General features: G+C 64.4%; 27 protein-coding genes. 14 read left to right on the top strand and 13 right to left on the bottom strand.

From position 1 onward, the window contains the following. Positions 1-61 precede the first annotated feature (61 nt). Entirely contained in the window at positions 62-649 is a 588-nt protein-coding gene (locus tag ACFUCV_RS06725; RefSeq protein ID WP_380813737.1) for a hypothetical protein, read from the bottom strand. A gap of 220 nt (positions 650-869) precedes the next feature. On the opposite strand from ACFUCV_RS06725, the gene ACFUCV_RS06720 reads away from it, so the two are divergent. Next, the gene (locus tag ACFUCV_RS06720) at positions 870-1,295 is read left to right on the top strand and encodes a DUF427 domain-containing protein (RefSeq protein ID WP_380813734.1); all 426 of its coding nucleotides are present in this window, start codon (positions 870-872) and stop codon (positions 1,293-1,295) included. 227 nt (positions 1,296-1,522) lie between these two features. Here ACFUCV_RS06720 and ACFUCV_RS06715 read toward each other — a convergent pair whose 3' ends face one another. Continuing rightward, on the bottom strand, positions 1,523-1,993 hold the full coding sequence (locus ACFUCV_RS06715; RefSeq protein ID WP_380813731.1) for a Tn3 family transposase: 471 nt from the start codon (positions 1,991-1,993) through the stop codon (positions 1,523-1,525). A 574-nt stretch (positions 1,994-2,567) separates the two neighbouring features. On the opposite strand from ACFUCV_RS06715, the gene ACFUCV_RS06710 reads away from it, so the two are divergent. Next, positions 2,568-3,041, top strand: a complete 474-nt coding sequence (locus tag ACFUCV_RS06710; protein WP_380813728.1) for a DUF1990 family protein — start codon at positions 2,568-2,570, stop codon at positions 3,039-3,041. Positions 3,042-3,814: 773 nt separating this feature from the next. Here the strand turns inward: ACFUCV_RS06710 and ACFUCV_RS06705 are convergent. Then, a complete protein-coding gene (locus tag ACFUCV_RS06705) occupies positions 3,815-4,219 on the bottom strand; it encodes a cyclase (RefSeq protein ID WP_380813725.1) in 405 nt (134 codons plus the stop codon). A gap of 104 nt (positions 4,220-4,323) precedes the next feature. Here ACFUCV_RS06705 and ACFUCV_RS06700 point away from each other — a divergent pair, with 104 nt between their 5' ends. Next, positions 4,324-5,046, top strand: coding sequence for an AAA family ATPase (locus ACFUCV_RS06700; RefSeq protein ID WP_380813722.1), 723 nt, complete (start codon positions 4,324-4,326; stop codon positions 5,044-5,046). 37 nt (positions 5,047-5,083) lie between these two features. Here ACFUCV_RS06700 and ACFUCV_RS06695 read toward each other — a convergent pair whose 3' ends face one another. The 3 genes from ACFUCV_RS06695 to ACFUCV_RS06685 form a co-directional block, all read right to left on the bottom strand. Next, positions 5,084-5,557: a VOC family protein gene (locus tag ACFUCV_RS06695; protein WP_380813719.1), complete on the bottom strand. Its 474-nt coding sequence runs from the start codon at positions 5,555-5,557 to the stop codon at positions 5,084-5,086. Positions 5,558-5,636: 79 nt separating this feature from the next. Continuing rightward, positions 5,637-8,270, bottom strand: a complete 2,634-nt coding sequence (gene hrpB, locus ACFUCV_RS06690) for an ATP-dependent helicase HrpB (protein ID WP_380813716.1) — start codon at positions 8,268-8,270, stop codon at positions 5,637-5,639. 5 nt (positions 8,271-8,275) lie between these two features. Beyond that, positions 8,276-8,599, bottom strand: coding sequence for a putative quinol monooxygenase (locus tag ACFUCV_RS06685; RefSeq protein ID WP_380813713.1), 324 nt, complete (start codon positions 8,597-8,599; stop codon positions 8,276-8,278). Between the two features lie 165 nt (positions 8,600-8,764). On the opposite strand from ACFUCV_RS06685, the gene ACFUCV_RS06680 reads away from it, so the two are divergent. Both ACFUCV_RS06680 and ACFUCV_RS06675 read left to right on the top strand, forming a co-directional pair. Continuing rightward, positions 8,765-9,145, top strand: a complete 381-nt coding sequence (locus tag ACFUCV_RS06680; protein WP_380813710.1) for a hypothetical protein — start codon at positions 8,765-8,767, stop codon at positions 9,143-9,145. An 87-nt stretch (positions 9,146-9,232) separates the two neighbouring features. After that, complete coding sequence (locus ACFUCV_RS06675) at positions 9,233-9,463, top strand: hypothetical protein (protein ID WP_380813708.1); 231 nt, start codon at positions 9,233-9,235, stop codon at positions 9,461-9,463. A 158-nt stretch (positions 9,464-9,621) separates the two neighbouring features. Here ACFUCV_RS06675 and ACFUCV_RS06670 read toward each other — a convergent pair whose 3' ends face one another. From ACFUCV_RS06670 to ACFUCV_RS06655, 4 genes are all read right to left on the bottom strand, one after another. Beyond that, on the bottom strand, positions 9,622-10,311 hold the full coding sequence (locus tag ACFUCV_RS06670; RefSeq protein ID WP_380813705.1) for an MBL fold metallo-hydrolase: 690 nt from the start codon (positions 10,309-10,311) through the stop codon (positions 9,622-9,624). Between the two features lie 127 nt (positions 10,312-10,438). Next, positions 10,439-11,962 (bottom strand): flotillin family protein, encoded by a 1,524-nt coding sequence (locus ACFUCV_RS06665; RefSeq protein WP_380813702.1) that lies wholly within the window; start codon positions 11,960-11,962, stop codon positions 10,439-10,441. Between the two features lie 111 nt (positions 11,963-12,073). Further along, the gene (locus ACFUCV_RS06660) at positions 12,074-12,337 is read right to left on the bottom strand and encodes a hypothetical protein (RefSeq protein WP_380813699.1); all 264 of its coding nucleotides are present in this window, start codon (positions 12,335-12,337) and stop codon (positions 12,074-12,076) included. Positions 12,338-12,395: 58 nt separating this feature from the next. After that, a complete protein-coding gene (locus tag ACFUCV_RS06655; protein ID WP_380813697.1) occupies positions 12,396-12,860 on the bottom strand; it encodes a GatB/YqeY domain-containing protein in 465 nt (154 codons plus the stop codon). Between the two features lie 271 nt (positions 12,861-13,131). On the opposite strand from ACFUCV_RS06655, the gene ACFUCV_RS06650 reads away from it, so the two are divergent. Then, positions 13,132-13,821: a YceI family protein gene (locus ACFUCV_RS06650; RefSeq protein ID WP_380813694.1), complete on the top strand. Its 690-nt coding sequence runs from the start codon at positions 13,132-13,134 to the stop codon at positions 13,819-13,821. A 1-nt stretch (position 13,822) separates the two neighbouring features. On the opposite strand, the gene ACFUCV_RS06645 is transcribed toward ACFUCV_RS06650, so the two are convergent. The 3 genes from ACFUCV_RS06645 to ACFUCV_RS06635 all read right to left on the bottom strand — a co-directional run bounded on the left by ACFUCV_RS06645 (position 13,823) and on the right by ACFUCV_RS06635 (position 16,907). Continuing rightward, on the bottom strand, positions 13,823-14,065 hold the full coding sequence (locus ACFUCV_RS06645; RefSeq protein ID WP_380813692.1) for a hypothetical protein: 243 nt from the start codon (positions 14,063-14,065) through the stop codon (positions 13,823-13,825). 180 nt (positions 14,066-14,245) lie between these two features. Then, a complete protein-coding gene (locus tag ACFUCV_RS06640; RefSeq protein WP_380813690.1) occupies positions 14,246-15,862 on the bottom strand; it encodes an HD domain-containing phosphohydrolase in 1,617 nt (538 codons plus the stop codon). A 277-nt stretch (positions 15,863-16,139) separates the two neighbouring features. Further along, positions 16,140-16,907: a hypothetical protein gene (locus ACFUCV_RS06635; protein ID WP_380813688.1), complete on the bottom strand. Its 768-nt coding sequence runs from the start codon at positions 16,905-16,907 to the stop codon at positions 16,140-16,142. A 129-nt stretch (positions 16,908-17,036) separates the two neighbouring features. Here ACFUCV_RS06635 and ACFUCV_RS06630 point away from each other — a divergent pair, with 129 nt between their 5' ends. The 8 genes from ACFUCV_RS06630 to ACFUCV_RS06595 all read left to right on the top strand — a co-directional run bounded on the left by ACFUCV_RS06630 (position 17,037) and on the right by ACFUCV_RS06595 (position 24,656). Continuing rightward, positions 17,037-17,246 carry a hypothetical protein gene (locus tag ACFUCV_RS06630; protein WP_380813686.1) on the top strand — a complete coding sequence of 70 codons (210 nt, stop codon included), beginning with the start codon at positions 17,037-17,039 and terminating at the stop codon, positions 17,244-17,246. A gap of 73 nt (positions 17,247-17,319) precedes the next feature. Then, the gene (locus tag ACFUCV_RS06625; RefSeq protein ID WP_380813683.1) at positions 17,320-18,129 is read left to right on the top strand and encodes a metal-dependent hydrolase; all 810 of its coding nucleotides are present in this window, start codon (positions 17,320-17,322) and stop codon (positions 18,127-18,129) included. Positions 18,130-18,235: 106 nt separating this feature from the next. Further along, complete coding sequence (locus tag ACFUCV_RS06620) at positions 18,236-18,844, top strand: phosphoribosylanthranilate isomerase (protein ID WP_380813680.1); 609 nt, start codon at positions 18,236-18,238, stop codon at positions 18,842-18,844. A 117-nt stretch (positions 18,845-18,961) separates the two neighbouring features. Next, entirely contained in the window at positions 18,962-20,128 is a 1,167-nt protein-coding gene (locus ACFUCV_RS06615; RefSeq protein WP_380813677.1) for an ROK family protein, read from the top strand. A gap of 219 nt (positions 20,129-20,347) precedes the next feature. After that, complete coding sequence (locus ACFUCV_RS06610) at positions 20,348-21,241, top strand: ABC transporter permease (protein WP_380813674.1); 894 nt, start codon at positions 20,348-20,350, stop codon at positions 21,239-21,241. A 9-nt stretch (positions 21,242-21,250) separates the two neighbouring features. Beyond that, entirely contained in the window at positions 21,251-22,048 is a 798-nt protein-coding gene (locus ACFUCV_RS06605) for an ABC transporter ATP-binding protein (protein ID WP_380813671.1), read from the top strand. A 71-nt stretch (positions 22,049-22,119) separates the two neighbouring features. After that, complete coding sequence (locus ACFUCV_RS06600) at positions 22,120-23,142, top strand: aliphatic sulfonate ABC transporter substrate-binding protein (protein ID WP_380813668.1); 1,023 nt, start codon at positions 22,120-22,122, stop codon at positions 23,140-23,142. Positions 23,143-23,156: 14 nt separating this feature from the next. Continuing rightward, the gene (locus ACFUCV_RS06595) at positions 23,157-24,656 is read left to right on the top strand and encodes a sulfatase-like hydrolase/transferase (protein WP_380813665.1); all 1,500 of its coding nucleotides are present in this window, start codon (positions 23,157-23,159) and stop codon (positions 24,654-24,656) included. Positions 24,657-24,845 lie beyond the last annotated feature (189 nt).

Genomic DNA, 24,845 nt, shown 5'->3' with positions numbered 1-24,845 from the left:
ATTATGTCGCTCAGGACGGTGATTCTGTCATCCACACCGTGGCTTGCCGACAATTTGGGGTTCAACTCACCGACGAATTGATGACTAGCACGTCCGGAAATGTATTATCTGCTAGACAAGGTGGTTCCGGGTAGATATTCGCTCGTCTCTTCCAACGGCCAAACGGTTCGGGGCCAACCATAAAGCCTAAAAGGGCCACGCCCACAAGTTCGAGAACTATGCCGGCACGTACTATCGCCAGGGCGGAAATCCTATTGCCGAAGGCACCGGTAAATCCGCTGGCGGCCAATGACCCTGCAGCCAGAGGCAGCAGGACCAGCCCCGTTTGAAGAACTGAATAGCCCATGACATTTTGCAGCCAAATTGGCAGCGAGAGGATAATGCCGAATTCACCCAGGCTTACGATCATTGCGGCAATATTGCCGTTTTTAAACGAAGGAATGGAAAACAGGCTGAAATCCAGCATCGTGCTTTGGCCGCGGTGGGCGCGTGCACGCCCATTGGTGATGAACAGCGCCACCGCCATGAGGCTCAGTTTAAAGGCAAGGGGAACAATGGAGAGCTCAAGTGGGCAGGTCCACGAACCAAGGGCCAAGGGATTCTTGCTCAGCCACGACCCATAATTGCGGCCCTCAATGAGGCCAAACACTAGCCAAGCTATCTAACAATCGCCGGTGGCAAAAGCTGGGACCCGCCAGCTTCGCTTCCATGCGGTTTGCCCGGGGTTTTTCCCAACGCCATGCGACAGGAGATGGCATGATGAGGCCATGGCACCCGTTCAAGGTTTTTCAAATTTTTCCCCTAGGCCTCTGCGCATCAAGCCGAAGGAGGGACAGGAATCCGCGTGGGACTACCCCAGGCCCCCGAGGGTGGAGCCACGTTCGGAACGCGTCGTGGTCTGCCTCGGCGGTGAGTCCATTGCTGAGACCACGGATGCCGTGCGGGTCCTCGAGACCAGTCATCCCCCGGTGTACTACCTGCCGTTGCAAGCCTTCGCGGCCGGAGTGCTGGTTCCGGTGCAGGGCACAAGCTTTTGCGAGTTCAAGGGCACTGCTCATTACTTTGATGTGGTGGCCAATGGCATAATTGCCTCCCGCGCCGGCTGGATCTACCAGCACCCTGCAGTGGGATTCGAGATGCTCGGCACCCGCGTGGCATTGTATCCGAGCCGGATGGAGTCATGTGAGGTCGACGGCGAGCAGGTCACCTTCCAGGAAGGGGACTTCTACGGAGGCTGGATCACCAAAAACATTGTGGGGCCCTTCAAAGGCGGCCCGGGCAGCGGCGGCTGGTAAGGAAAAGCTCCTGCAGCCGGTTCCCCGCCCCCGGAACCCTCGAATCGAGATTGCCGCATGGATTGGAGCCATCAGTCTTATTATCCTTGCCTTACTTATCACTCTACTTACTGCTGTGATAACCGCCACGGTCCACGTAGATCAGATACCCGGAGGCGACGCCGGGTTAGCAACCTCGCCGGCGCTTGACTCCGCCTACCTGACTATGAACTGGTCGTTCCTGGCTCTTATGGGTGTTGATTCTGGGCGTTGACGAACATTGCCGGGGCTGCTGAGTGGGTTTCATCGCGGACGTGCATGGACTGGATGTGGAGCATTTTCGTCAGACCCAGGTTGATGCCGTCTGCCAGGATCGCGGTCAAGAGCAGTGTTTTGTCCTTCGCCTGCGCCCCGGACTTCAGGTACGGGAAATCGTTGGTGAACCCTGTTTTGGAATCGACTTTGAGAAGAAGGCTCGTGATCGGGATCCGTGGGAGCATGCCCGAGACCTGGTTGATCAAAGCTTTGGCTGCTTCGGGCACGATCGTTTCCAAGGGTGCCGTCTTCAACCCCAAAGTCTTCAACCCCAAAGCGGTGATCGACGCCTCCGGAAGTTCATCTGCGGTGGCCAACTGGTCCACCAGCGCGAGCTGCTCATTGAGAAACTCGCGTCGTTCCTGAAGATAAGTTCCAGGATCAATGAGTGCCGGCAGCCCCAAGCCCGTGTTCTTGCGCTCCTGGAAGGTGTGCAGGGCAGAAGGTGGTCATCGAAATTCTGGAATTGCCGGGATCCCTCAACCCAGGTATCGCCAGAACGCAGCGCGTCCTTGGGCTTGGAGAGCACACAGCGTTCGAAGAACACTGGATCGATCCCGACCTCGGTGAGGACCAGCGGCGCCCACCGCTTGGAAACAAACCCGCTGGGGGCGTCTTCAGGGATCAACTTCACTTTCTTGGTAGCTAAGCTCCAAAAACGAAAGCAATAGTAGGCACGCCCGGTTGCCGGACACAAGGGTGTTATGCGGCTGCTGACATGATCGTCCGCGGGTGGACGTGCTTCGGGTGCAACACCACCAAATCAGGGCAATTGGCGCTAGCGTGGGGGCATGACCCACTTCCGGTGCCCCCACATGGCGCCTGGCGCCGCAGCAGCATCCACGCCTTCGATCTTGTGCCCGCCACCTGGCATCAGGGGCCGAAGCGCGCCAAGTGCCAGCTGGCTGCTTGCCGTCGTTGCCGGACAATCCCGATACTCCCCCCACAGGCTCCGTGGCAACCGCAAGGTGGTGCGGCATGACTGAACCTGCTGCCACCCATTGGACGCCGCCGGCCTGCGGTTTTCGTGTGTATGAGGCGACCACCGTGCTGGGGGAAGGAGAGGAGCTGTGGCATCGCGCCGCCAAGGACCTGTTGCACTGGAAGGTCAAGACCCGCAGTGGTTTCCGCGTCAGCTCCCCGGGACAGGTGCTGGCCGGCGAGCGCCTGCGGATCACTGTCAGCGTTCTGGGTGTGACGGTGGTGGAGCCGGTGGAGGTGGTCGAAGTGGTTCACGGGCCGGGGCAGGTGGGCTTTGCCTACCGGACCCTGCCGGGCCATCCCGTCAGCGGCGAGGAGGCTTTCCTGGTGCACCGGGATGGGGAGAAGGTGCTGTTGACGCTGCGTTCCTTGACCCGGGCGGCCCCGCAGCAGCCGTGGCGGGCCATGTTTCCGCTGCTGCTGGTGTTTCAAAAGGTGGTCAGGCGCCGGTACCGGCGGGCCCTGCGCTGACGGGCTTCAGCGCCAGCATGAAATTTGAATGCGTCATCGATGTTGGGTCGGTGTTCCAGCGCGGCAGGGTCCGGGAGTTTCTTCATCCCAGGCCGTCCGGTCGCCGGAGAGGCGTTCCGGGGCTGTGATGGGCGTACACGTCTTGCTGGTGCACCCCGACGGTGACCGGCCCTTCAAACTTCAACTGCGCATCCTGATTCGAAGTGCGTACCCGGATGTGCCGCTCGTCAGGCTTTCTGTCAACACCTCGTGGAACCACGTATCGCCTTGCCTGCCAGTTATTTGACGTGGCCGGCAGGCAAGGCGATGGTGGTTGTTGCACAGGCCAGCGCGTTCCCCGGCATTATTGTTGGGTTGGGAACTTGTTGGCTCTCCGGCGTGTACAGGTTCTGTAGGGGCCGCTCGAGGCGGGGTTGGACCTCGGTGGCCGGTAGGGTGATCGATTCCGGGGAGTGCTCGCGCGGCGGGCCGCCGATGTCCGTTTGCAGAACGTGCCGCATGTGGCTCAGATGCCCATAGAGGTCCACAATGCGTTCGGCGATCTCGTCAGGGCCTCCGAGGTAGCAGGCCTGCGGCGCCTGGGCCGGCTCATCGAAGTGGTTCGTGTCCCGGGTTGGCGTTCCTTGACGCGCTTTGCGCCTCAACAGCCATGGGGGGCCGTGTTTCCGCTGTTGCTGCTGGCCCAACGGGTTGTGCGGCGCCGCTATTTGCGGTCCCTGCGGTAAAAATGCTTGGTTGGCGGCTGAAAAATCGAGTTAGAAACTGTGTTCGAACTAGGGTGTGATGCCGGTGAGGAAGCGGTTGCGCTCCTCAATGAGCCTGCGCAGGTATTTGGCGAGGACCAGCCGTTCCACCAGCAGCCCCAGCGGCCCCAGCGGGGCAGCAAAGTGCACGTGGTCCACCATGGTGGTGATGCCTGCGTGGGAACTGAACTGATGGACATGGCGGAAGTGCTTGAAGGGGCCCCGAAGCTGCTCGTCGGTAAACGACTCCCCCACCTGCATCTGTGTGATTTTGTTCGTCATGCGCAGCGGCACACCAAAATGCCGGGCCCGCCAGGAAACTTCCTCCCCCAGGGAGATGAGGCCGGAGGTCACCCCCCCCACGGCTTCTTCGCGTGACTGCGCCATGGATGCTTGGTGCGCATCAATGCTGCGGGACAGGTCAAAAAGCTCCATTTGAGGCATACTGCTGTAAGTGGTGCAGCTAAAAGAGACGGCCATGTTTCGAGTATGGCATTACGGCCACGGCACACCCCCCATTGAAGTAAAGGGCTGCATTTATGATTTTTGGCCAAACCCCCATCCGCCATATTGGCAGGAACACCTTCAACTCCCTGGACCCCGACGTCTGGCCGGCAACCTTGGCCCCCGTGCAGCAACTGCTGCACGAGGGTTTGGACCTGGGCCGCGCCACGGTGCTGGTGGGCGAGAACGGCTCGGGCAAGTCAACGCTGGTGGAGGCCATCGCCATGGCGTATGGCGTCAATCCCGAAGGCGGCTCCACCCACGCCATGCACCACAGCCGCCCCACCGAGTCTGACCTCCACGCCTACCTGAAGGTGGTCCGGAACGCCGGAGCCAGCAAGTACGGCTACTTCCTGCGCGCGGAGACCATGCATGGCTTCTTCACCTACTTGGAGGACAACCCTTCCATGGGACGGCCTGACAACGACTTCCATGCCATGTCACACGGTGAGTCATTTCTGCAGCTGATTGTGGACCGGTTCCGCGGCGGCGGGCTGTGGGTTCTTGACGAACCCGAATCAGCCCTTTCCTTCTCCGGCTGCCTGTCGCTGTTGAGCGTGCTGACGCAGCTGCTGGACGACGGCGACTCCCAGGTCATTCTGTCCACCCACTCCCCGCTGCTGGCATCCCTGCCCGGCGCCGACATTTACGAGGTGGGATCCTGGGGGCTGCGCGCCAACAGCTGGGAGGAGCTGGAGCTGGTGCGCAATTGGCGGGCCTTCATGGACGCGCCCCAACGCTTCCTCAAATACATCTAGCCCCGGCGGCGAGGGCATCAATCCGAAGGCCCGGCACTCAACCGTCGTACGCGGCCTGCAGCTCGGAAATCACCAGGCGGTGCATCCCCAACATGGCTTGCATGGCCCGTTGCGCACCTTCGGCATTGGACCCGCCCAGCACCTGGGGCAGCATGGTGGGCACCAGCTGCCAGGACACCCCAAACTTGTCCTTGAGCCACCCGCACCTGCCCTCCTCGCCGCCGTCGGCCGTGAGGGCAAACCACCGCTCATCCAAGTCCTCCTGGGTGGCAAAGCACAGCTCAAAGGAGATAGCTTCCGTGAACGCGTTGCGCTCTGCGCCGTTCATGGCCCGGAATTCCCGTCCATCCAGCACAAAACTTACGGACAAAACCTCGCCGGGCGCACCGCCGTCGGTGTCCGGGTAGCGGCTGATCCCCTCAATGCGGGAGTTGGGAAACACGTCCACATAGAACTTGGCGGCCTCCCCGGCCTGCCCTGCAAACCATAGACACGTACCAATGCCGGACATGGCCACCTCCAATGTTCAGTGGCCTTCCCGATGCAGGCCTCCGGGCAAGGATAGGACCCGCACCGCTCCGTGGCAAGGCCTAGTTGCGTTTTTTGACCTTGGCGGTGGCCGTCGCCGTCCAGGGATCCTCCGGCCAGGGATGCCGGGGGTAGCGGCCCCGCATCTCCGCCCGCACCTGCGCATAGGGCCCGCTCCAAAACGAGGAAAGATCGGCTGTGATGGCCAGCGGGCGCCTGGCCGGGGACAGTAGATGAAACACCACCGGCACCGTGCCCTGGACCAGCCGCGGCGAATCAGCCAGCCCAAAGCACTCCTGCAGCTTGACGGCGGCCACGGGGGAACCGCCGTCGTGCACGTCCGGATACTCCAACCGGATGTTGGAGCCGCTGGGAACGGCCAGGGTCTCCGGTGCCAGCTCCCCCAGCCGCGCCGCCTCCGGCCAGGGCAGCAGCCGCCGCAGCGGCTCCGTCAGGGAGATGCCCGCCAGGTCCCGTCCGGCAGCCACCGCCTCCAGCTCCGGGGCCAGCCATTCACCCAGGCGTGCCATGAGCGCGGCATCACTGACATCGGGCCACGGCGCACCCAGCTCCCGGTGCAGCAACGCCAAACGTCGGCGCAGCGCATCAGCCCCCGCCGACCACATCAACATGCCCGCCCCGCCGTCCGCGAGCGCCGCGGCAACGGCCTCCCGCCCATGGACCGCCGTGGGGCGCACGGGGGTGGAGGCCAGCACCATGGCGCCCAGTCTGCGCTCGCGGCGGGCGGTGACCTTGCCCTGGGTGAAGGTGGCCGAGACCGTTTCCTGCAACAGCGGGGCCGCCACGGCCTCCGCAGTTGTTTGATCCAGGGGGGCTGCGGCCCGGATCAGGGCACCTGTTCCGGCAGCGTCCCGTCCCTGCGCGCGGGCGGCCTCGGCCACTGCCAGCCACTCGTTCCCGGCCAGGGAGCTGTGGGCGGGAAGCCCGGCGCGGGTGCCGGAGGCGAGCAGGTACTGGAGGCCGCCGGTGCCGGGGACCAGCCTGGCCACCCTGTCAGGGAACGCCAGCCCCACCACGAATCCCACCATGTCCTCCGGAGCTACTGCCTGCGCCGGCGGCTGTGATTGTGTCCCACCGTCCCGGCGTCCTGCCAGGGACTCCAGGCGGCGGACCTCCTGGGACCAGCGCCTGGCGTGCGGCCCGGACGCCGACCGCAGGGAGGACAGCAGCGCCGTCAGGTCCGCGCCGGGGGCACGTTCATCCCCTGCCACCGCCGCCACAATTTCAGCCGCGCGCCGGGCACCGACGGCCGGCGCGCCAACGAGCAGGGCCCGGGCCAGGCGCGGATCGGCGGGGATGTCCGCCAGGGTGCGGCCCAGGGCCGTGGCATGACCCTTCGCATCCACGGCCCCCAAGGTGGCAAGTGCCTGGACGGCGGCCGCCATGGCCTGCGCCGGGGGCGGATCCGGCAGCCGCAGCCCCACACCCGCCGGTGTCCCCCAGCAGGCCAGCGTCAGGGCCGCCTGGGTGAGGTCGGCCGCCGCAATCTCCGGCGTCGGATGGGCGGGCGCGGCGGCGAAGGCCTTTTGCTCGTAGCAACGCACCACCGTGCCGGGGCCCTGGCGGGCGGCACGTCCGGCCCGCTGCTCGGCTGCGGCCCTTGAAGTGGAGACCGTGACCAGGCCCGTCATGCCCCGGGCTGCATCCCGGCGCGGTTCCCGTGACAGTCCCGAATCAACCACCAGACGCACGCCGGGCACGGTGAGCGAGGATTCGGCCAGGGAGGTGGACACAATGACGCGCAGGGCATCCCCGGGCTTCCGCCCCGAGACGGCACGGTCCTGTTCCCGCGCCGGCACCTGGCCATGCAGCTGCAGAATCTCCACCCCGGGCAGCGCCATACCCAGCCGGGCGGCAATGTGGGACACTTCCGCAGCCCCCGGAGCAAAGACCAGCACATCAACCCCCGGGTCCGCAGCAACCGCCGCACGCTGCGCCTGCGCCGCCGTGTCCGCCACGTGTTCCAGGAAGGCGCGGCTGACGCCCCGCCCATCCAGGCGCGGCACAGGGGACGGTGCCCACTGCACCGTGAGGGGGAACAGCGCGGCGGGGCAGTCCACCACCTGTGCCGGGGACGCGCCGTCGTCCGTTCCCAACAGCTGCGCAAAGCGGACGGCATCAAGCGTGGCCGACATGGCCACCAAGGTCAGGTCCCCCCGCAGTTCACGGACCTCCCCCAGAATGCCCAGCAGCAGGTCGGTGTCCAGGCCGCGTTCATGCACCTCGTCCAGGACGACGGCGGCCACCCCCGCCAGCTCCGGGTCCCGCAGGAGCCGGCGCAGCAGAATCCCGGGAGTGAGGAACTCCACGACCGTTTTGGTGCCCGTGGTGCTTTCACCGCGCACGGAGTAGCCCACCGTGCCCCCGGGGGTGGAGCCGTCCAGGGCCGCGAGGCGGCGGGCGGCGGAGCGCACGGCTACCCGGCGCGGCTGGGTGATTAAAATGCGCTGCGTGGGCGTGGCGGCCAGGGCGTTGGCGAGCAGCGGCGGGACCAGGGTGGTCTTGCCGGTGCCCGGCGGGGCCTGGACCACCAGGGCCGGCGCCGAAGCGTCCCGTCCGGCGGCTTCCAACGCTGCCGCCAGGGTGGGCAGCGACTGGGCAAAAACCAGGCCCTGCCCCAGCGTACCAAGGTCAAAGTGGCCGCCGGGAAGCGAGGCGGCAGCTGCGTCAGGCACGGCAGTCAGCTAATCTGCAGTTCACCCATGCTGTCCCAATCACTGCCTTCGACCTTGCGCGAGATGATTTTCGGCGTGGCGGCCAGGGCCGGGCGCATCGCGTCCAGGCCGGCCTTGAAATGAGCGCTGCCCACATGGGCGCTTGCGGCGTCGTCGTCGCGGAAGGCCTCGATGAGCACGAACTCCTGGGGGTTCTCCACACTGCGTGACCAGTCAAACCACAGATTGCCGGCCTCGGCCCGGGTTGATTCGGTAAACGGCGCCACCAGTTCCATGAACTGGTCCACATACGCGGGCTTGACATTGAATTTCACAACAATAAAGTACATGGATCCAAGCCTAGCGCCCGGCGGACCCGGGTGGGCGAAGCAAGCGGGAGCAGTCAAGAGGCACGTGTACCCCGTCCCAACATTCCGGATCGCGCCCCGGTGGCCTATCCTTTTCCCATGATGTCCCTGCCGGTCCCATCACCTCCCGTCGGTACCACCCCTGGCATGGCGCCTGCACCGGTCCCGGTGGAGGTGTTCCTGCATTCCGGCCCGGCGCAATGGTGGCAGGTGGCGTCGGCCTGGACTCCCCTGTTCGTGCTTTTTGGTGCCGTGCTGGCCGCTGTCATTGCTTGGAGGACCCTGAAGCAGCAGACCCGGGCGGACGCCCTGGCCCTGGAACAAAAACAGCTCGCCGACGGCCGCACCCAGTGGGCGCTGGACCACGCCCTGGATAAGGACCCCTCCTCGCGGGCACTGGGACTGGTGGCTTTGGGCACCCTGGCCGGCAGCGAACTGGCCCCCGTCGAAGAGCTGGAGATGCTTGAAAGCATGTCCAAAATCGTGGCGCAGGGCATTCCCGGGCTGGACCCTGAAAAGAACCCGTAAACCGCTGATGGCCGCGCACGGAAAGTGGACTGCCAAAACGTTCAGGGCCACAATGGAAGCAACGGCAATGGGAGGCGTGTTTGGACCATGACTTTATCCGCATCAGCATCCAAGGGTCCCGAAGCAGCCTCCGGCCGGCAGGTCAAAGGCCCTGAAGCTGCCCCCGCAGCGCAGCAGGCCACCGGGCAAAATGCGCAGCCCTCCCCGCCGGAGCGCCAAGTGGGGGTTGCCGCAGCCCGGCTCCGCGTCACGCTGGACAGGCGCTTGAACCGCGAAACTCCCGCAAGCATCATAGCCTTGGCACAGGAAGAGCTCTAAGGCCGGTGGCTGGCAAGCCACGCGGCCGGTTCGGCCGCGGCCCGTGGGCGTCCTGGCCTATGATCCGGCCTGGCCTGTGATCCGCCTGTATTCTCCAGGACTGCCTTACTTCCCTGACAACCCAGCGCGTTGCCGATCACCACGTGCAGCGGGGCACATCACCAGCCGCGCTCGCGCCAGGCCGGCAGCGCCGGGCGTTCGGTGCCCAAGGTGGTGGGGTCGCCATGGCCGGGCAAAACATGCGCGGAGTCCTCATAGACATCAAAAAGGCGCGCCTGGACGTCCTGGAGCAGGCTGGTGAACCGTTGTGGATCGTCGCCGGTGTTGCCCACACCCCCGGGGAACAGTGAATCGCCGCTGAAAATGAAGGTTTCACCGGCGCGTGCGCCAGCAGCATCTTCACTCTCCAGCACGTAGGCCATGGAACCGGGAGTGTGCCCGCGCAAATGCACCGCTGTCACTTCAAGGCCCGGGACCACCAGCTTCTCGCCGTGGTGCAGGGGGCGGTCGGTCGCCACGGCGCACTGCTGGGCAATGCCGGCAGCATCCTCCGCGCCGGCGGCGGTGGTCACCTTGGTCTGGTCCACCAGGGCAGCCAGGGCGCGTACGTGGTCCCAGTGGCTGTGGGTGGTGGCAATGGCACAGAGACGGGCGGGAACTGCGGCATCATCTGCCGCATCGTCCAGCAGGGCCTGGATGGCGGGCAGATCGTCGGCGGCGTCAATGAGGATCTGGGCGCCGCTTGCCTTTGCCGTGATCAAGTACACGTTGTTGGACATGGTGGACACCACCGTGCGGCGCACCGTGTGTCCGGGCAGCTCATACAGGAGGCTGGAATGGGTAGTCATGGCTTTAGCCTATGCTGCCAACCGCCGCCTGTGGCGCTTAAAGCAAGGCCGCCGCCTGCTTTCCCGTCAGTGCCGGTGCAACAGCAATGACGGAAAAGCATGCGGCGGCAGGGGGCGCCGGTGGTGGTCAGCGCACGTGGTTGATGGACTCCAGGCCGTCACTGGAGGCGGTGTCCGGTGCTGACGTGGCTGGCACCGTTGACTGGTCCGCACCGTTGCCACCGACCAGGCCCTGCAGCAGGCCAATGATGTCCAGACCCGTGGAGTCCTTGATCAGTTGGGTGGTTTGCTGCACGCCGTCGGAGACGTTCCTGCTCAGCTGGCTGGCGCCGTCGTTGGAGATCACCGTCATGTCCTTAATCGCGGACATGGGGGCGGCAATCTCCCGCGCCATGGCGGGAAGCACCTCCAAAACCCGGCTGAGGATGGCAGCTTCGTTGAATTTCTCGTAGGCCTCCGCCTGCGCGGCAATGCCGGCAGCCTCCGCCACGCCCTTCGCCTCCGTGGACTCGGCCTCGGCCTGGCCCCTGGTTTTAATGACCGCAGCATCCGCCCGTCCCCGGGCCTCAATGACCGCAGCCTCGGCGTTGCCCCGGGCGGTGTTGGCGGCGGCGTCAGCCTCGGCCGCCACCCTGTCACCCTCGGCCGTGAGCTTGCGCTTGGCAAGTTCCACGGTCGCTTCAATTTCAGCGGCCTCCGAGGCCCGGCGCCGTTCTTCCAGCTTCGCGTCGGCCTGCTGGATCAGACGGTATTTTTCGGCGTCCGCGGGCTTGCGGACCTCCGTGTCAAGTTCACGTTCACGCAATTCCGCCCGGCGCAAAGCCACCTGCTGGTCGCGGATGATCACTTGTTCGTTCTGTTCGGCGGCGGCCAGCGGACCGGCCGCATCCGCGCGGGCCTGGCGGGCGTCGGCCTCCTCCTTCAACTCGGCACGCTTGATAATCAGCTGCTGCTGGGCCAAGGCGACCTGTTCGTCGGCGATGGCCCGTGCCTGTTCGGCTTCCTGCAGGAACTGCGCTTCGGCGATCTTGGCGTTCTTCTCAGCCAGGGCAGCCTCGGGACGGCCCAGATTGCGCAGGTAGCCGGTCTCGTCATCGACCGATTGGATCTGGAAAGTGTCAATCTCCAGGCCCTGGTTGTGCATGGAATGCTCCGCCTCTTCCTTCACGCTCTTGGCGAAGGTGGCGCGGTCCTTGATGATCGATTCCACCGTCAGCGTGCCCACAATGGACCGCAGCGAACCCGACAGGGTCTCCTGCGTGTAGTGGTCAATGGCATCCTGCTGGTTCAAGAAACGCTGGGCGGCCTTGCGGACCGACTCCGCGTCGCCCCCCACCTTGACCTGGGCCACACCCGTGAGGTGGAGCTTGATGCCGTTTTTGGAAATGCCCTCAATCTTCAAGGACACCTGGCGCGAGGCCAGGGACAGCGGGTACGCGCGCTGGGTGAAGGGATTGATGAAGATCCGGCCAAAAACCACCCGCTGGCTGTTCGGGTCAGGCTGTGACTTGTTGTCCTTGGAGGAAATAACCAAGGCTTGGTCCGGGCTGGCGATGTGCAGGGCCATGCGGGAGATGACGGCACCAATGAGTACGAGCACCACCAAAACGCCGAGCCCAATGATGAGGGGAATGAGGGTCGTTACTGACAAGGTGAGACCTTTCGAAGTGACGGCTGGCCATGAGATGGTCGGGCCTGCCTCTTCCCCCTACCCTACGGAACCACCCCTAATTGTCCACATGGTGGAGTAACAAGCCTGCCATCAAGGCGCCATGCCAGCAATGACGGGAACAAGATCCACACCATTTCTGCGGTGGATCCGCTTGTCATTGCGGTCATATCCCTTGGCGTCCAAGTTGTTGCCCAGGCGGTAGGCGGCCACGGCCTGGTCGTAGAGTTCGTTCAGGCGCCGCCCGGAGTACTCCCCCGTGGTGCCGTCGGAGAAGGCGATGGCCACGGTGACACTGGCCGGAAAGTGCCTGCCCATGCGGATGCAACCGTCGGAGTCCTGTTTGAGGTTGATCATGGTTCCTTTTTCGAATAACAATTCAGGGGTTTAAGTTCAAGCGGCCTGCAGGGAAGGATCACTGCAGGCGGCTGCGGACCATCTCCGACACTGCCTTGCCATCAAAGCGGCCGGCGATTTCAGGTGTTATCGCTTTCATGGCCACTCCCATCTGACGCAGGGTGAGCTTGCCCCCATCCGCTTCCAAGCCCGCGATGACACGGGCGACAATTGCCGCCGCCTCATCCGCCGACAGGGGCGTGGGCAGGTAGGCCTCGATGACCTCCGCCTCGGCAATCTCAGCTGCGGCACGGCCAAGCTCCCCGGCCTGGCTGTAGATGGCCGCCGTGTCCCGCCGCTTGGCCGCTTCCTTTTGCAGCAGGGCTGTGACCTGGGCATCGTCAAAGTCCAGAGGTGTCTTCCCACCCTTTTCCTTCGTTTCAATTTCACCCAGGACATTGCGCACGGTGGTGAGGGCGGTCTTATTCCCCGCCTTCATATGCGTGACGACGTCCGTCTTCAACTTTTCCTTAAGCGTGGACATGGCTTCCCCTAAAGTCGCGGTGGTTTGGCACTCTGCCAAGCAGCAAACTCCAGTATTCCACCCCGCCCTGCCGCGAACCCGCAGATAATGCTGCTTTGCCACGTTCAAAGGGACGTCATCTGCGGGTTGACGGCGGAGACGGCGAGAGATTTTTCGGAGATTCGGCGCAGTGGAGCCACTGCGGGGCTCCCAGCGTCTCCCCAGCCGGCGCTGGAAAAGTTGTAGCTCCGGCCAGCAAGGCCACAGCGGGAACATCACAAGGGAACTCACTATGCGCAAAAAATGGCTCATCATCCTCTCGGCACTGGTGCTGGCGGCCGCGGCGGTCTGGGGTGGCAGCATCCTTTACGCCAATGCGCAAAATGAGCAGGCGCCGGAGGAATTGGCGCTCTCAACTCCCAGCTCCCCCGCAGCAACGGACCCCGGGACGGATGCCGCCACGTCCGGTGCGGCACTGACAGGAACATGGCAGACCCAGGGGGATTCCCAGGCGGGGTACCGGGTTGATGAAGTGCTCAACGGGCAAAATGTCACCGTGGTGGGGCGCAGCAGCCAGATCAACGCAACCGTGACCGTGGAAGGCACCAAGCTCACGGCCGCTGCGGTGGAGGTGGACATGACCAGCGTCAAGACCGACAATGACAGGCGGGACAACCAGTTTCAAGGCATCTTAAAGACGGCTGAATTTCCCACCGCCACCTTCACCCTGAACCAGGCGGTGGACATTGCAGCCATTGGCAGCGGACCCCTCTCTGTCATGGCCCCCGGCGAACTGACGATTGCAGGTGTCACCAAGGAGGTGACAGCCCAACTCACGGCGCAGCTCAACGGGGCCAACGTTGAGGTCCAAGGGACCATCCCGCTGGCCTTCGCCGATTTTGGCATTGCGGCACCCAACCTGGGGTTCGTGCAGGTCGAGGACACCGGCTCCATTGAAATGCTGCTCAAGCTCAGCCGCTGAGTCAGCTTTGCTTGACGGGCGGGCCAGGGGCGAAACAGGCGTTCCTGGCCGCCAGTCCAGCGCCCAAAATGCGGATCGCCTTTGGCCCCACACCGTGCAGTGCAAGCAGTTCCGCCACTGACCAGCCGCTGAGGTCTTCGTAGCCCTTGATCCCCGCGGCTTGAAGGGCACTCAATGCAGGCTTGCCCAGATCCGGGGAAAACCCCCTTGCTTGGTCGGGGGGAGGCCCGGAAGTCGACGTCATGGCTTTCTCCTTGAATTTCCCGAGGGGATCGGTGCACAACTGCCTTCAGTGTGCCTCATTGGAGCTGCCGGCCGCCATGGACGGGTGAGGGAAAAGTTGCAGCCCGGTGGCAGATGAACAACCGGCCCGCCAAAAACCGGTGCGGTCCCAATGACGTGACGTCCTGGCGGGCTGAAGGTCCTAGCCAAACCCGCCCCACAGATCGTGGTCCAAGGCGTAAAGCGTGGCGGAGACCCGGTTGGTTGCACCGATCTTGTGGTAAATGTGCTCCACGTGGTTGCGTGCCGTTTTGGGGGCAATGGACAGCGCGTCCGCAATGTCCTTGTTGTTCATTCCCCGGCACAACAGCCTGAGCACCTCAAGCTCCCTGCCGGTCAGCTTCGACGGCGGGGTGCGCCGCCGGGCGTTCCTGTGGCCGGCGGCAACAAGGACGGAGTTGACGGCGTCCTTGTCGAGCTGACCGGCCCGTGCTTGTCCACAAAGGTACTGGCCCGCGGCATGCTGCGTCATTTCCCCGCGGTGCGGCCGGGGCTCCAGGTATGTTTGATAGGCGTCGGCCGCAGCGAGGATCCGCTGGGCTGCATCAAGGTCGGGGCCGGCCAGTCCGTTGGGATAGCCGGAGCCATCAAGGCGTTCACGGTGCGCGCCCGCCACCACGGCCACCCTCCGCATTCCCGGCACCCTCCCCAAAATCCGTTCGCTGAGATACGGGTACATGTGCAGGCGCTCTCGTTCCACCGAGGACAGCGGCAGCGCCTTGTCCCACACCGCATTGGAGACACCCATCCGGCCCAGGTCGTGGACCCATCCGGCACGTCTGAGCACCTCGACGTCGGCGGCCTTGAGGCCACACTCCCCCGCAGCCGCCGCCGCCAACGCAGCAACCGCAAGGGAATGGCCAGCCGTCCAGGGGGATTTGAGGTCGGCGAGGTCACCAACGGCTGCCAGGATTGAGTCCAGATCCTCCCCGTTCAATGGGGCGTGGTCCGGCGCGGCCGCGAGCGCAGCCGGCCAGGGATCCAGTTCCAGCAGGCCCGCTGACAAATCCTGCGCGTGTTCGCAAAACAGGTCTGCCAGATCTGGATCGAACTGCGTGCCCCGACGCGCCTTTATGGTGGCGGCAGCCGCACCGACTCCGCCGGTGCGCAGGAACACCTCCGCAGTGTCCGCAAGCTGCGCTATCCGCATGGGCAGGGGAATTTCGGCTCCCGCCCGGCCGGCCGGCAGGCCTTTGCCATCCCAACGTTCAAAGGTGTGGCGGAGAATTTCCGGCATGGCCTGGTCCAAACCAACCCGGTGGGCCAGTTGGCCGGCCGAGGTGCAGTGCGAGCGGATCAGCTCCGTGACAGCGGCTTTTGCGGTAACCGCGAAACGGGCACGGCGGGCAGTGCGCTGCCATGCCCCCAGCCCGCCACCTGTGTGGCCGAGCATCAGCGAAAACATGGGCAAGCCGTGGGCATCGATGAGGTAGTAGTTGGCACGGAAGCTGATGTCGTCCCCAAAGAGCCCGGCCAGTTCAAAGGAGTCTGCGTGACAGCCAATCCAGGCCAACAGGTTGGCATAGTAGATGTGTTCACGGGCAAGCTGGCCCACGTCCATGAGATCGGCGATGCGCATCCCCATCAGTGCAGCCCGCAGCATGTGTTCCATGGGCTGTCCCAAACCCAGGTCAATGGCCAGTGACAGGGCTGCGAGAATTTCCGGACGTGTGGGGTCGGTGCCATCCCGCAACGCGGCTCCCGCGGGTTGCGCAGCCGCAGGAGGCCTGTGAAATTTGCCCGAACCTTGTTCAGCCACACCTCAAGTGTACCGCCGGGGCCTTGCCGGGGACCGGCCAGAACCCTGTGGCTTTAGCAGGCGGGCCGGCATGGCTGGACAGTTTCAACCTGCAGCAGCCACGGCAGGGTCCACGGACCCACTGCCGCGGGTCGGCGGCCGCGCCGCAGCATCAAATCCTTGCGGAAGGCTCAACACCTTGGCGTCATTGGGCGCGTAGCCCTGGGGCAGACGTCTGCGGCACAAAGCCCCCTGCAGGCCCCCAGGCGCGGGATTCAAGCAAGGACTTTACGATCCCTCATGATGCGCGGCTTTCCTGTTCCGGATGTGTGTGCATTGCCTTCGGGCTGGGCGCCGTCGAGGCGGCTGCGGTGGTTGAGGGGAAGCGCACGCTGAGCTCTGCAATGAACAATCCCCGCTGCGGAAGCCAGAAGTCCTCCAGCCGGTCCTGGACCGCGAGCGCCTGCGGTGTCCCGGCGTCGAGCCCGCCAATGTTTGCCCGGCTGCCGCTCACGGACCAGACGCGCAGCGGCTTGGCTTGAAATGACTGGCCATTGGGGACGTGGCCGGTGAAGTTCATGGATCCTGTGCCCAGTGCCGGGCCCATGAGCCGGCCCATGAGCTTCAAGACGCCGTCCTTGTGCCACAGCGGTGCGGGCATGTGCTGGGCAACGGCCGTGGCAGCCGTGGTTGTCCAGCTGCGTTTCATCTCCAGCTCCCAGGACACGGCCCCGGGCACCGTCACGGTCAGGTTCCAGGGGCTGGTCCACGCGGTGAGGACGGGGGTTTGCCGGGCTTCCTTCAGGGCTTTGCCAAAGTACCTGGCGCAGCTGAGTTCGGGAGGGGCATCAGCGTGGATTGTCCATTGCCCGTCAGGGGTTCGCAGCCATACGGCCTGGTACCCGGGACCGATGGAGCTCGCCGGAAACCGCCGAAATGCCAAATAATGGCCGGTGCTGAAAGGCACACCCATGACAGCGTAGCCGGCAAATTGTTCGGCGTCGTCGGGCTCCGATGTTGAAGCAAATTCCGCACGGGCTGCGGACTCTTGTGCGGTGGTTCTCATGGTGGGCTCCTTCTCACGTGGTGGTTCCTTGTCATGGTGTGATGAGCTTAAGGCCGGGCCGGGTGGGGCGCATGGGGCAGATGACCCATTTCGGGCTTCCAGGTTCTGAACGGGCGTCCGGCACAGTTCATGGCCGCACGGGCACTGGCCAATCCCGGCGTGGCAGCTCCCGTGACGGTCCACGGCGTCGAACTTCAGGGCGCCATTGCCCGGGTTTTTTCCAACGTTGGCACGCTGTTTCGGCTTAGCCGCCGGGTCATGGTTTTGGGCCCGGCGCCATGTGGGCGTGAGCGACGCCGCACGGGCACTGCCGCGCACCATGTCAGTGCCTCCCTCTAGGCTTGGGGAAGCAGGTTTTGTCCACGTATTGCGGGATCAGAACAAGGAACCCAACGATGCAAGGACGTGCCCCATGATGGGACCCCACCACGCCGCCACCGGCGCCGCCGTATGGCTGGCAATGACCACCCGGTTCGACGTCGGACTGGCCCGCCTGGCCGAAACATTCCCGGCCCTGCCGGAAAAGATCACGGTGGGGATGGGTCTGCTGGATTTGACCCCTACGGCTGTTGTGGCCGGTGCGTTGGTGACCGCAGGCGCCGCGCTGGTTCCCGACGCCGACCACCGCAACGCCACGATTGCCCACTCGCTGCCGCCGCTGTCGAACATTTTGTGCATTCACATTGGCAAAATGTCCGGTGGCCACCGCCACGGGACACACTCGATTCTCGGGTTGGCCATGTTCGTAGCCATAGCCGCGCTCGCAGGCATGTGGACTGTGGAATGGGCCAACTACGGCACCATTTTCCCGGGAGCCGGAATGCTGGCCGTGCTGTTGGTTTCCTTTGCCGCCAAGGTGCTGAAGTTCATTCCTGACACCATGCGCAAATTCCCTTGGCTGCTGGGCATTGCCGTCGGCGCCTTTGTCACCCTTTTCGCACCGCAGGAGGAATACTGGTTTCCGCTGGCCATGGGGCTGGGCGTCATGGCGCATATCCTGGGAGACATGCTCACCACGGGGGGTTGCAACCTGTTGTGGCCGCTGCGCATCCGGCCTCCGCGGTGGTGGCGGAAAATGCCGCTGCTGCAAAGGTTCTGGCGGCCCAGCGGCAACATTGCCCTTCCCCTGCTCGGCAATGCCGGTTCCGTCCGCGAGTGGTTGTTTGCCATTCCCGTCAGTGCGTATGTGCTGTGGGCCATGGCCGGGGCTGTTTTTTCCTGACCCCTACGTGTCGCGGTGCGCATTCCGCCCCGGGTAACATGGCAGCAGCTCCCCTGTCTCCGTTTCGCCGCGGGGCACCGCCAACCAGTCAGGAATCAACGTACGCATGTATGTCAAAATTTGTGGCCTGCAGACCCAGGAAACGGTGGCCGCGGCAGTGTCCGCCGGAGCCGACGCCGTGGGCTTCATTCTCGCCCCGGGGAGCGTACGGACAATGACGGCGGACCTGGTGGCCGATCTGGCCGCCACGGTTCCCCCCGGCGTTGAGACGGTGGGGGTGTTCCGCAACCAACCCCTTGGGGAAGTCATCGCCACGGCCCGTCAAGCACAAGTCAGCACTGTGCAGCTGCATGGGGATGAGCCGTTGACGGACATTGCCCAGCTGCAGGCAGAAGGTTTCCAGACGCTGCGTGCCTTTTCCATCCAGGCCTACCGGGGGCTCCCCGAAGCTCAGAGGCTCGCGTGGGATCAGCAACGGGTCCTGTTGGACGCCGTGGAGCCCGGCGCTGGCGTTGCCTTTGACCCCGCGCTGCTGGCGGGTGCCACCCCCCGGGGATTCTGGCTGCTGGCTGGTGGACTGACGCCGGGGAACGTGGCGGAGCTGTCCGCCGTGGTGGGGCCCCACGGCGTGGATGTCTCCAGCGGGGTGGAAACCGTCCGTGGAACCAAGGACAGCGCGCTGATTGCTGACTTCATTGCGGCGGCACGGTGCTGAATAAGCCGCTGTGCGAGTAAAAATAACAGCCTTTACATAACTGTGCCTCCGCCTTGCATAATGGAGGCAGGGGAAACGCATTCACCGGCGCCCCTTTCCACAAGCGAAGGCGGGCCAATGCTGACACCGGATGACAACGCCCTGCAGGCTGTGCGCAGGCGTCATGAACTGCGGGTCCTGAACTCTGTGGTGGCGCATGGAAACCGCACCCGGCGTGAGCTGGAGGGCGACACCAAACTTTCCCGCACCACCCTGTCCGCCATTGTGGGCGAGCTGCGTCAGCGCGGGGTGCTCAGCGAAGAAAGCCAAGAGCACTACGCGGCGGGGCGCAATGGCCGTCCCACGAAGGTCCTGACGCTCAACCCGCAGGCGGGGGCGGCCGTGGGCGTTGAGCTCGGCCGGCGCCGCATCAGTGTCACCGTGCTGGGCTTCGACGGCCGGCCCGTGCACCGCGAGCATCACGGCACCGGTGGCGCGGACTCCCTGGATGCCAAGATCCAGCAGTCCGCCACCCTGCTCCAAAGCCTCATTGCCGCCGGAAAAATCAACCCCCACACAGTCATTGGCATGGGGGTGGGGGTGGCAACGCGCCACGCCAACCCGGCCTCGCTGGCTGATGGGGATGAGCGGCAAAGCGATCCGGAAGGGGTCACGCTGGATCCGCTGCGGACGGTGCTGCAGGCGCCGGTCTTGTGGGACAACAACATCCGGCTGGCCGCCATGGCGTACGGCAAAAGAAGTGGGGAACTCCTGTACGTGGTGCTGTCGGCCGGCGTCAGTTCGGCCATCGTCAGCAATGGCACGTTGCAGCGCGGCAGCCACGGGATTGCCGGTGAATTGGGGCACCTCAGCGTGGACTACGCCGGTCCATTGTGCTGGTGCGGCAGGCACGGTTGCCTCGAGGTGTTCCTCAACGAGGCCAACGTTTTGGTCGAAGCCGCGCACCGGGGCCAGGCTTTTGCCTCCATTGCCGACTTGGCTGCTGCTTCGGCGGCGGGCAATGGCATTGCCAGCAACATTGTGGACTGGGCGGGTGAACTGCTGGCCCGGGCGGTGCTCAATGCCTGCGTTCTTCTTGACCCGCGCCGCGTTGTGATTGCCGGAGAGCTCTCCCAGTTCGGCGAACCCCTCCTTCATCCCCTGCGGAAGGCTTTGGCTGGACAAAGGCTGGGCTTGGGGCAGCGGGACATTGACATCACCACCGCAAGCTACTCCCCCACGACTGGAAGCGACGGCGCCGCCCAAATGGCCCTGAAGCACTGGACGTTTCCCGGCGGCATGTAGTAGTTGTTCCGCCCGGCCGTCCGTGGGAGCGCCGTCTGACAGTGCCCATGACAGCAGTGCCCATGACAGCAGTCCGCTGCCGCAGGGAGGGCGCGGCCACGGGGGCATACGCCCGGAAATGTGTCGGCACAAGTCAGCCATTCAGGCCGGCAAATCGTTTTCCCAACGACTTATGTAAACAGCCTTGACGTCTTGTGATGCATGCCATATCTTTGACGCATGGCAGCAAAAGACACCACCACAGCGATCACTCCGCCCGTGGCCACCGGCAGTCCGGCGGGCGCACTTAAAGCGGCACAATCCACCCCACCCAAAGAATCCGCCCCGCAGGCAAAAAAGCCCGCAGGTCCCAAGAGCGGCAAATTCAACCGCAAAACACTGCTGGCCATCAACGTCGCCTCGGTGGCGGCGGGCCTGGCGGCCTGGAGCGCATTCTCCGCCGCGGGACTGGGGGGTCTGCCCGGGCCCCTGGAGGTGCTCAAGCGCGGAGGCGAACTTCTTGCCGACGGCACCCTGGCCGAAGACACCGGAGCCTCGCTGGCCCGCGTCCTCAGCGGCTTCATCTTGGGAAGCCTGCTCGCGGTGCCCATTGGCTTCCTCATGGGCTGGTACCAAATTGGCAGGGCCATCATTGAACCGTGGGTCCAGTTCTTCCGCACCATTCCCCCGCTGGCGCTCCTGCCATTGGTCATGGTCACCATGGGCATTGGCGAAACCCCCAAAATCTTCGTGATCTTCCTGGCTGCCTTCCTGTCCTGCGTGATCTCCACGTACCAGGGTGTGGTGAGCGTGGACAAGACGCTCATCAACGCCGCCCGGGTGCTGGGCGCCAGCAGCATGGTCATCTTCCGCCGCGTCGTCATCCCCGCCTCCTCGCCGTTCATCCTGGTGGGCATGCGCATTGGCCTGGGAGCCGGCTGGGCCACCGTGGTGGCCGCCGAACTGCTGGCCGCCCCTAATGGCCTGGGCATGCGCATGCAGCAGGCCCAACAGTTCTACGACATGCCCACCATCTTGGTGAACGTCGTCGTCATCGGCATCCTGGGCCTGCTTATGGACCGCCTGCTGCTGATGATCGAAGCCCACCTGACCCGCTGGCAAGAACGCCGCTAAGGAACAACCATGACAACGCAAACCCAACAAGCCATGATCCGTTTCCAGGACCTCCGCCAGGAGTTCACCCTCACAGGCACCACGTTCACGGCGCTCGACGGCGTCAACCTTGACATTGCCGACGGCGAATTCGTCACCGTGGTGGGCCCGTCCGGCTGCGGCAAATCCACCATGCTCAACGCAGCCGCCGGCCTGCTTGACCCCACCGGCGGCCGCGTCATGGTCGACGACCGGGAGGTCCACGGCCCCAGCACCCGCACCGGCGTCATCTTCCAGCAGTACGCGCTGTTTCCCTGGCTGACCGTGCGCAAGAACGTGGAATTCGGGCTGGAACTGAAAAAGGTCCCCGCCAAGGAACGGCGCGTCATTGTTGACCACTACCTGGAGCTCGTGGGCCTGACCCGCTTCGCCGAGGCACTGCCCAAGGAGCTTTCCGGCGGCATGAAGCAACGTTGCGCCATTGCCCGCGCCTACGCCGTCAACCCGGAGATCCTGCTGATGGACGAGCCTTTTGGCGCCCTGGACGCCCTGACCCGCGTGCACATGCAGGAGCAGCTCCTGGCCACGTGGACCAAGGAGCGGCGCACGGTCATGTTCGTCACCCACGATGTGGACGAGTCCGTGTTCCTCGCCTCCCGCGTCATTGTGATGGCGGCCCGCCCCGGGCGCATCTACAAGGAAATCAAAATTGACCTGCCCTACCCCCGCACCGAGGAAATGCGCCTGTCGGACGGATTCGCCCGCCTCCGCGCCCAGGTGTGGGAAGCGGTCTACCACCAGCCCGGCGTCGCCGAGGCCCACCAGTGACACCCCGTTTTCACACCTTTTAGCCATCCCCGTTCCAACCCGCCCCGGGGACCCCTTTGTCAGGAGACACCATGAACCAGCCCATTTCCCGCCGCAACGTCCTCCAGCTTTCCCTGGGCGCCGCGGCCATTTCCCTTCTGGCCGCCTGCGGTGGACAGACGGACGACGCCGGTTCCTCCGACGCCGCCAAGGAAGCCGTTGAGATCAGGGTCGGCTACATTGCCGACTACAACGGAGCCGCCCTCATGGCAGTTGCCGATGAGGAGGGGTACTGGGCCAAGGCCGGCCTCAAGCCCAAATACCTGCCCTTCACCAACGGTCCCCTCGGCATCCAGGCCCTTGGCACCGACAACGTCGACGTGGTGTACATCGGTTCCGGCGCCCTCTGGCTGCCCGCTTCCGGCAAGGCCGAAATCTGGGCCGTCAACTCCGTCTCCAACGCCGACCGCATCATTGCCCAACCCGGCATGAAGTCCCTGGCGGATTTGAAGGGCAAGAAGCTTGCCGTCCCCACCGGCACCTCCGGCGACCAGCTGTTCAGCCTGGCCCTGGCCAAAGAGGGCCTGAGCCGGGATGACTTTGAAGTCACCGCCATGGAGCCGCCCGCCATTGTGGCAGCCTTCGCCGCCGGCCAGGTGGACGGCGCCGCCTTGTGGTACCCGCTGATCGACAGCGCCAAAAAGGGCCAGCCGGACCTGGAGGAGCTGTTCTCCAATGAGGACTTCATTGACACCTTGACGTTCCCCTCCACTTTCGTGGCCGCCCCGGGGCGTGCGGAAAAGGACAAGGACCTGGCCACCTCGTTCATCTCGGTGGTCAAGGGCGCCAACGACTTCCGCGAGGCCAACCAGGACAAGACCATTGAACTGACGGCGGCATTCCTCAAGTTGAAGAAGGAGGACATGGAGGCACAGGCCAGCGTGGCCAAGCTCTTCACCTCCGAGGAACTCGCCACGCTCTCCACCGAAGGCACCGTCCACGCCTGGCTCGACGGCCTGCAGGAGCAGTTCCAAAAGGACGGCAAGATCCCTGCGGCCACGGATTCCAAGACCTTCTACAACGCCGAACTGTACACCGGCACCGCGGCGGTCTAGTCCCCATGCCTGCAATGAACCACTCCGCCCAGCGACACAACATGCTGTTCCTGATGACGGACCAGCAGCGCATCGACACCCTTGGCTGTTACGGCAACACCTCCCTGCACACCCCCAACCTGGACCGCTTGGCCGCACGCGGAACCACCTTTGACCGGGCCTACACGCCGACGGCCATCTGCACCCCCGCACGGGCCAGCCTGTTGACGGGACTGCAGCCCTTTGAGCATGGGCTCCTGGCCAACTACGAATGGAACTCCGGCCACCGGGAGGAACTGCCTGAGGGGCTGCCGACCTTCTCGGCGGCGCTCATTGAACAGGGGTACCGGCTGGGGCACGTGGGCAAGTGGCATGTGGGGCGGGAGCGGGGTCCGGAACACTTCGGCTTTGAAGGAATCCACCTGCCCGGGGCGTTGAACGTCTTTGATGATCCCGGCTATGAGGACTGGCTGGCGGCCAACGGCCATCCCGAATTCAGGATTTCCTCCCCCGTCTACACCACGCGGGCCGACGGCAGCCAGGGGCATTTGATTGCCGGAGTCACCGACCAGCCCACGGAGGCCACGTTCGAGGCGTTCTTGGCCGACCAGACCATCGCCAAGCTGCGTGAATTTGCCTCCGGTGCCGTGGCCGGCGATACCCCGTTCTTCCTCTCCTGCCACATTTTCGGCCCACACCTGCCCTACCTCATTCCACAGAAGTGGTATGACATGGTGGACCCCGCCACCATTGAACTGCCGGGCTCCTTTGCCGAAACCTTCCAGGGCAAGCCGCTGGTGCAGCAGGCGTACGCGGAATACTGGTCAACCGACTGCTTCACGGTGGAGGAGTGGAAAAAGCTCACGGCCGTCTATTGGGGCTATGTGGCCATGATCGACCATGAGGTGGGCCGCATCCTGGCCGTCCTGGACGAGCTGGGACTTGACGATTCGACGGCCGTGATGTTCACCGCCGACCACGGGGAGTTCACCGGTGCACACCGTCTGAACGACAAGGGCCCCGCCATGTACGAGGACATTTACCGCATTCCCGCCATCTTGGCCCTGCCCGGGGAAACGGAACGCCGCGAGGACCGCTTCGTCAGTCTGCTGGACTTCACCGCCACCTTCCATGACCTTGCCGGGGCCGATCCCTCGGCGGTGCAGGGCCGGTCCCTGGTGCCGCTGGCCACCGGGGCCGCCGTGGAGGGCTGGCGGGAGGACATCCTGTGTGAATTCCATGGCCACCACTTCCCCTACGCCCAGCGCATGCTGCGGAACAAGGACTTCAAGTACATTGCCAACCCGGAAGGGATTGACGAATTTTACGACATGCTGGCCGATCCCGACGAGCTCAACAATGCCATTGACGTCCCGATCCACCGGGAGCACGTGGCCACCATGCGCCGTGAAATGTACCGGCAGCTGGTGGAACGCGGGGACAAGTTTGCCCAATGGCTGGCCTTCGCCGGAGACATTCCCGAGGACGAAAGGGTCCGCCCGGCCACCGCCGTCGAACGCTTCATCACCCAATAGCACCACCCCCATCCGGAGGTCTCTTGCAGTCCAAGAGAAATAAAGTGAGGAATCGATTGAAAGCATTGAAAAGAACGACAACGGCCGGGCTTGCCTGCGCCGCTGCGCTCGGCTGGTTTTCCGCCGTCCTACCCACGGCTTTCACCGCTCCCCCCGCCCAGGCGGCACCCATTGTGGTCCCCACTCCGG

Source organism: Specibacter sp. NPDC057265, assembly GCF_042668835.1.
In the GTDB taxonomy this organism is placed as follows: domain Bacteria; phylum Actinomycetota; class Actinomycetes; order Actinomycetales; family Micrococcaceae; genus Specibacter.
This window is presented reverse-complemented; position numbering and strand designations above follow the sequence as displayed.